The sequence below is a fragment of the Pedobacter sp. genome, assembly GCF_035566355.1.
Taxonomy (GTDB): Bacteria; Bacteroidota; Bacteroidia; order Sphingobacteriales; family Sphingobacteriaceae; genus Pedobacter.
This window is the reverse complement of sequence record NZ_DATMRL010000443.1, coordinates 1-5,091: the sequence shown is the minus strand read 5'-3', so window position 1 is coordinate 5,091 and position 5,091 is coordinate 1. Positions and strand designations below refer to the sequence as shown.

Sequence of the window (5,091 nt, the reverse complement as noted above, 5' to 3'; positions counted from 1 at the left end):
TGAATAAAGTTCAATTTAATGATATCACCTTCTTTGATTTTTTCTTTCCCTTCTGATTTATGTATCATGTACATTAAACCACCCGGTCCTTTTTTGTAGTTATTACAAGCAGCTAAACCAAGCGTAGCTGCAAAAAGAAGTACTAAAGTTTTTTTCATTGCGTTTTTTGTCGTTTTATTTTTTTATCGTTTTGTTTATTTGATCTCAGCGGTCCTCAAGAGGGCTTCGCCGTTTTCGTTTATTTATTTTTAAATTCAGCGGTCCTCAAGAGGACTCTGCCGATACTTTTATTGCAATAACTGTGTTTTATACTCTGTCAAAATAGATTTAAATTTCTCCACAGTATCTGTTAAACTCTCATCAGAAGCACCACCTGCTGCATTTCTGTGCCCGCCTCCATTGAAATACTTTTTACAGATCTCATTGGCAGGAAAATCTCCGGTAGAACGTAAAGAAAGTTTAACCCGGTCAGTTCTTTCTATAATGAAAGCAGCCAGCCTGATGCCGTTTACAGACAAGGCATAGTTTACAATCCCTTCCGTATCACCGGTAACAATATTATATTTTCTAAGTTCTTCGGCAGTAACTGTAATGATAGCTGTATTGAATTCCCTTAAAATCTCCAGTTTGTTGGTTAAGCAATGTCCTAAAAAGCGTAAACGGTTTTCAGTAGCATTATCGTATACCAGCTGGTGAATTCTCCAGTGTTCCGCTCCTGCATCGATCAGATCTGCTCCTATCCTGTACACTTCTGAAGTTGCCGAAGGAAAGCGGAAAGAGCCCGAATCTGTCATGATCCCTGTATACAAACAGGTTGCAATGTCTTTAGACATGAATGCGCCATCTTCAAGTTCGTGCACAATAAATTCGTAAACCAGTTGGGCAGCTGCACAGGCATTGATGTTCCAGCACCGGTAATCGTCAAAATCTTCCGGTTCCAGGTGGTGATCGATCATGATCTTATAAGCTTCTGAAGCCCGGATCACTTCTCCAAGTTCATTGATCCTGCTCAGGGTATTAAAGTCCAGGCAAAAGATCAAAGAGGCCTCGGCTACATGCAGGTCTGATTGTTCCTTTTGTTCTGTATATATAATAACATCTGAGTTATTAGGAAGCCAATGCAGAAAGTATGGATAATCTGTCGGTGTAATCACCTTAACGTGGTGTCCTTTCTGGATAAGGTAAGCATACAAACCCAGGGACGAGCCCATTGCATCGCCATCTGGCTTATGATGCGTTGTAATTACAATTTTCTGCGGCGTTGCCAGCAAAGATTTTAGTTCTGAAAGAGATAACATATATTTCGCTGCAAAGCTAACAATTTAATGAAGAAATGAATGCCTTTATATTTCAAGCTTTAATATTACCAGTATAAAACGTAATTTTGCAAAAAAATTAAAACAAAAATGGCTACAAACAGAACTTTTACAATGATCAAGCCTGATGCTGTTGCTAACGGACATATCGGAGCAATCATCAACGACATCACTTCTGCAGGTTTCAAAATCATTGCATTAAAGTATACTAAATTAACTCCTGAGACTGCAGGTAAATTTTACGAAGTTCACAAAGAGCGTCCTTTCTATAAGGATCTTGTTGAATTCATGTCTTCAGGTCCTATTGTTGCTGCGATCCTTGAAAAAGACAATGCAATTGAAGATTTCAGAAAATTGATCGGCGCAACTAACCCTGCAGAAGCAGCTGAAGGTACTATCCGTCAGAAATACGCAAAATCAATTGATGCAAATGCCGTTCATGGTTCAGACTCTGATGAGAATGCTCAAATCGAAGGTGATTTCTTCTTTACAGCAGACGAACGTTTCTAAGCATTACACGAAACAACTTATAAAAAAAGCACCTCATAAGGGTGCTTTTTTTATGCCCATCTCTCCCTCAGAACACATCTAAACTATCCCTCTGCTACATCCCCGGACTCTCCTCCCGGTTAAACACCCTGAAAGCTTATTTCTCTTCTTTTTCTTTATGTTTCAAAAATGTATAACTTTCCACTTTCAAATCTTAGCACAGCTACATACTTAACATTTAAACACATAATGAAAACAGCCTTTATCGCCTTGTTGCTTCCTTTAACGACATTCACAGCAATTGCGCAAACCAAAAAACACCCCGTAAAAAAAGCAGTTGTAAAAGCTCCTGCCATCAAAAACGGCCTTGACTCTGCCAGTTACGCTTTTGGAACCAGTATGGCAGCGAACCTGAAAAACAACGGTGTTACCGCTTTAAACTATGAACTTTTTATCCAGGGACTTAAAGACACCTTCACCGGCAAAGCTCCCCTGATGTCAGGTGAGAAAACACAAACAGCCATCAATAACCTCTTTGCCGGAGCAAGCAAGAAAAAATATGCCGGTATCATTGCAGAAGGAAAGACATTCCTGGAAAACAATAAAAAAACAGCAGGTGTAAAAACTACGGCCAGCGGTTTACAATATATTGTACTTAAAGAAGGTAGCGGCGCACATCCGGCTGCAACAGATACCGTAACTGCACATTACAAAGGCACCCTACTGAGCGGCAAACAGTTTGACAGTTCTTATGACAGAAATGAACCTCTGGCTTTACCCTTAAACCGTGTTATTCCAGGATGGACAGAAGGGATACAACTCATGCAGCCAGGCTCTAAATACAAATTTTTCATCCCATACAACCTGGCTTACGGAGAACGCGGTGCCGGACAGGATATCCCGCCATACAGCACATTGATCTTCGAAGTAGAGTTGCTTAAAATAAACGGCAAATAGTCCTTCTCAAACCATTTTCATAAATCATTGTTATCTAGGAAAACAATGATTTATGAATCTTAAAAAATATCTTCCTCTTGGAATAGTTGCCCTTCTTGTGACCACCTTAAGCAGTTGCTCTGTAATAGAAGGCATTTTTAAAACCGGTGTATGGACTGGTGTAATTATCGTCGTGATTATCCTTGCCCTGATCATCTGGGTAATTGCCAAAGTGTTTGGCGGCGGTGGAAAGAGCTAAAAGAATTAAAGAAACACGATTTCTGTGATGACCTCAGAACCGGTACGTTCATTAATACTTTGGATAATGCCGGTTCTGACCATTAACAAATCGTTCTTGATGACCGAAGACTCGATACGTACAAATAATTTTTTATTATTTACATAGATCTGAGTAGTCCTGTTGGCAATAGCTTTACCCATAATTTCCGGCCATAAAGCCACTACTGAAGTTTGATCAAACTTCCCTTTCAATTTATAGACAGCCAATAATTTATCGATGCCTTCTTTTAAAGTAATATCATTCGGTTTACGCATGTTTTACAGCCCCGTTATCTACGTCGAATAAAGTTACGGGAACTTTAATGCTATTAAAAATATTCAGCACTCTTTCTTTTCCGGTATCTGTAATAAAGATCTGTCCAAAATCATGATGGGAAACCATTTCCATTAATTTTCTCATGCGATGATCGTCCAGTTTGTCAAAAATATCATCCAGCAGCAGCAGCGGTTTAAATCCTCTGTATTTTTGCAGGTAAGCATACTGGGCCAATTTAAGGGCAATCAAAAAAGACTTTTGCTGCCCCTGAGACCCAAATTTCTTTAAAGCCATTTCCCTGATGGTAAAGACCAGTTCATCTTTATGAATACCTACCGTAGTTCTTTCCAGAACCTTGTCTTTCTCTGCGGCCTGCTGCAGTAAGGCTTCAAACTGATGTTCGTTTAATTGTGACTGATACAACAAATGAACTTCTTCCTGTTCCTCCGTGATGAAGCTATAATATTTATTAAACAAGGGAATAAATTCCGCCATGAAACTTTTACGTTTCTCAAAAAGCTTATTGCCCGAAGCCACCAGCTGTTCATCAAAAATCTGCAGCAATGCCGGATCGTATTTCCGGGTAAGGGCAATTTGTTTAAGCAGCGCGTTTCTGTTCAGCAAATGACGGTTGTATATGATCAACTCATCCAAATACCTGGAATCTGTTTGAGAGATCACATTGTCCATAAACTTTCTGCGCTCTTCACTCCCATCCATGATCAGGTTGACATCATAAGGAGAAATCATCACCACCGGAAACAAACCGATATGATCGGCCAGCTTCTCGTATTCCTTTTTATTTCTCTTGAACTGCTTCTTCTGATTTTTCTTTACGCCACAAGTGATCTTCTCATTCTTCTCTTTCCGGTCAAAATCGCCTTGTATTAAAAATAAATCTTCTCCCGATTTTATTTGCTGGCTATCAATCGGATTGAAATAACCTTTACACAAACATAAATAGTGTATGGCATCTAGCAAATTGGTTTTTCCTGCACCATTATTGCCCACAAAGGCATTTACCGTCTTTGAGAAACGCAGATCGGCATCTGTATAATTCTTGAAATTTAATAGGGTAATGTTTTTTAACCACATAGTTTATAGCCTCAAAGTTACCGTTTACCTTCGTTAAATCATTAAAGTTTAATTAAATACTAAAGAAAGGGGTTGATACTTTGAACGAAAAATGTATTTTTGCAATCCTTAATTTTTTTAAAATAAAATGTCCGCAACAGAAAAAGAACTCAACAACCCTGTAAGAAAGGGCTCTTTTGTACAAGAAAACTCAAAAAGCCTGTTATTTATTGCAGGTGCAGTAGTGGTATTAATTGGTATCTATATCTGGTACCAAAATGTATATTTAAAAGGTAGGGCTGAAGAAGCAACTGCAAAAATGTACAAAGCTGAGCAATATTTAGGTGTGGATTCTTTAGCCAATAAAGCCATTAACGGCGATGGTGGTTATCCAGGTTTTGAACAAATTGCCAATGAATATGCCAATACAAAATCTGCCAATCTGGCCAATCTTTATTTAGGCGGTATTTATTTACGTAAAGGTGAATACAAAAAAGCGACTGAAGCTCTGGGTAAATATTCTGAAACCGGAAGTCCGGTGGCAGATCCGCTTGCTCTGGGTTTATTAGGTGATGCATACAGTGAGTTGAAAGACTACAAACAAGCAGCAACTTATTATAAAAAAGCAGCTGATAAAGCCAGCAATAAATTCACTTCTCCAATGTTCCTGAAAAAACTAGGCCTGGTAAATGAACAATTGAAAGACTTCAAAGGTGCTGA

Annotated in this window: 7 protein-coding genes; 4 read left to right on the top strand and 3 right to left on the bottom strand. The window is 38.8% G+C overall.

The window, feature by feature from the left end; translation table 11 throughout:
• Positions 1-287: 287 nt before the first annotated feature.
• A complete protein-coding gene (locus VNZ46_RS17055; protein WP_325561256.1) occupies positions 288-1,298 on the bottom strand; it encodes a DHH family phosphoesterase in 1,011 nt (336 codons plus the stop codon).
• Positions 1,299-1,406: 108 nt separating this feature from the next.
• Between VNZ46_RS17055 and VNZ46_RS17050 the strand changes: the two genes are divergently transcribed.
• From VNZ46_RS17050 to VNZ46_RS17040, 3 genes are all read left to right on the top strand, one after another.
• Entirely contained in the window at positions 1,407-1,826 is a 420-nt protein-coding gene (locus tag VNZ46_RS17050; protein WP_108553167.1) for a nucleoside-diphosphate kinase, read from the top strand.
• A 228-nt stretch (positions 1,827-2,054) separates the two neighbouring features.
• The gene (locus tag VNZ46_RS17045) at positions 2,055-2,762 is read left to right on the top strand and encodes an FKBP-type peptidyl-prolyl cis-trans isomerase (protein WP_325561255.1); all 708 of its coding nucleotides are present in this window, start codon (positions 2,055-2,057) and stop codon (positions 2,760-2,762) included.
• 52 nt (positions 2,763-2,814) lie between these two features.
• Positions 2,815-3,000 (top strand): hypothetical protein, encoded by a 186-nt coding sequence (locus tag VNZ46_RS17040; RefSeq protein ID WP_199078691.1) that lies wholly within the window; start codon positions 2,815-2,817, stop codon positions 2,998-3,000.
• Positions 3,001-3,005: 5 nt separating this feature from the next.
• On the opposite strand, the gene VNZ46_RS17035 is transcribed toward VNZ46_RS17040, so the two are convergent.
• The gene (locus VNZ46_RS17035) at positions 3,006-3,296 is read right to left on the bottom strand and encodes a DUF721 domain-containing protein (protein ID WP_108553164.1); all 291 of its coding nucleotides are present in this window, start codon (positions 3,294-3,296) and stop codon (positions 3,006-3,008) included.
• Entirely contained in the window at positions 3,289-4,392 is a 1,104-nt protein-coding gene (gene recF, locus VNZ46_RS17030) for a DNA replication/repair protein RecF (RefSeq protein WP_325561254.1), read from the bottom strand. The genes VNZ46_RS17035 and recF overlap by 8 nt, the downstream gene beginning before the upstream one ends.
• A 127-nt stretch (positions 4,393-4,519) precedes the next feature.
• On the opposite strand from recF, the gene VNZ46_RS17025 reads away from it, so the two are divergent.
• A partial coding sequence (locus tag VNZ46_RS17025; RefSeq protein WP_325561253.1) for a tetratricopeptide repeat protein occupies positions 4,520-5,091 on the top strand: 572 nt, incomplete at its 3' end.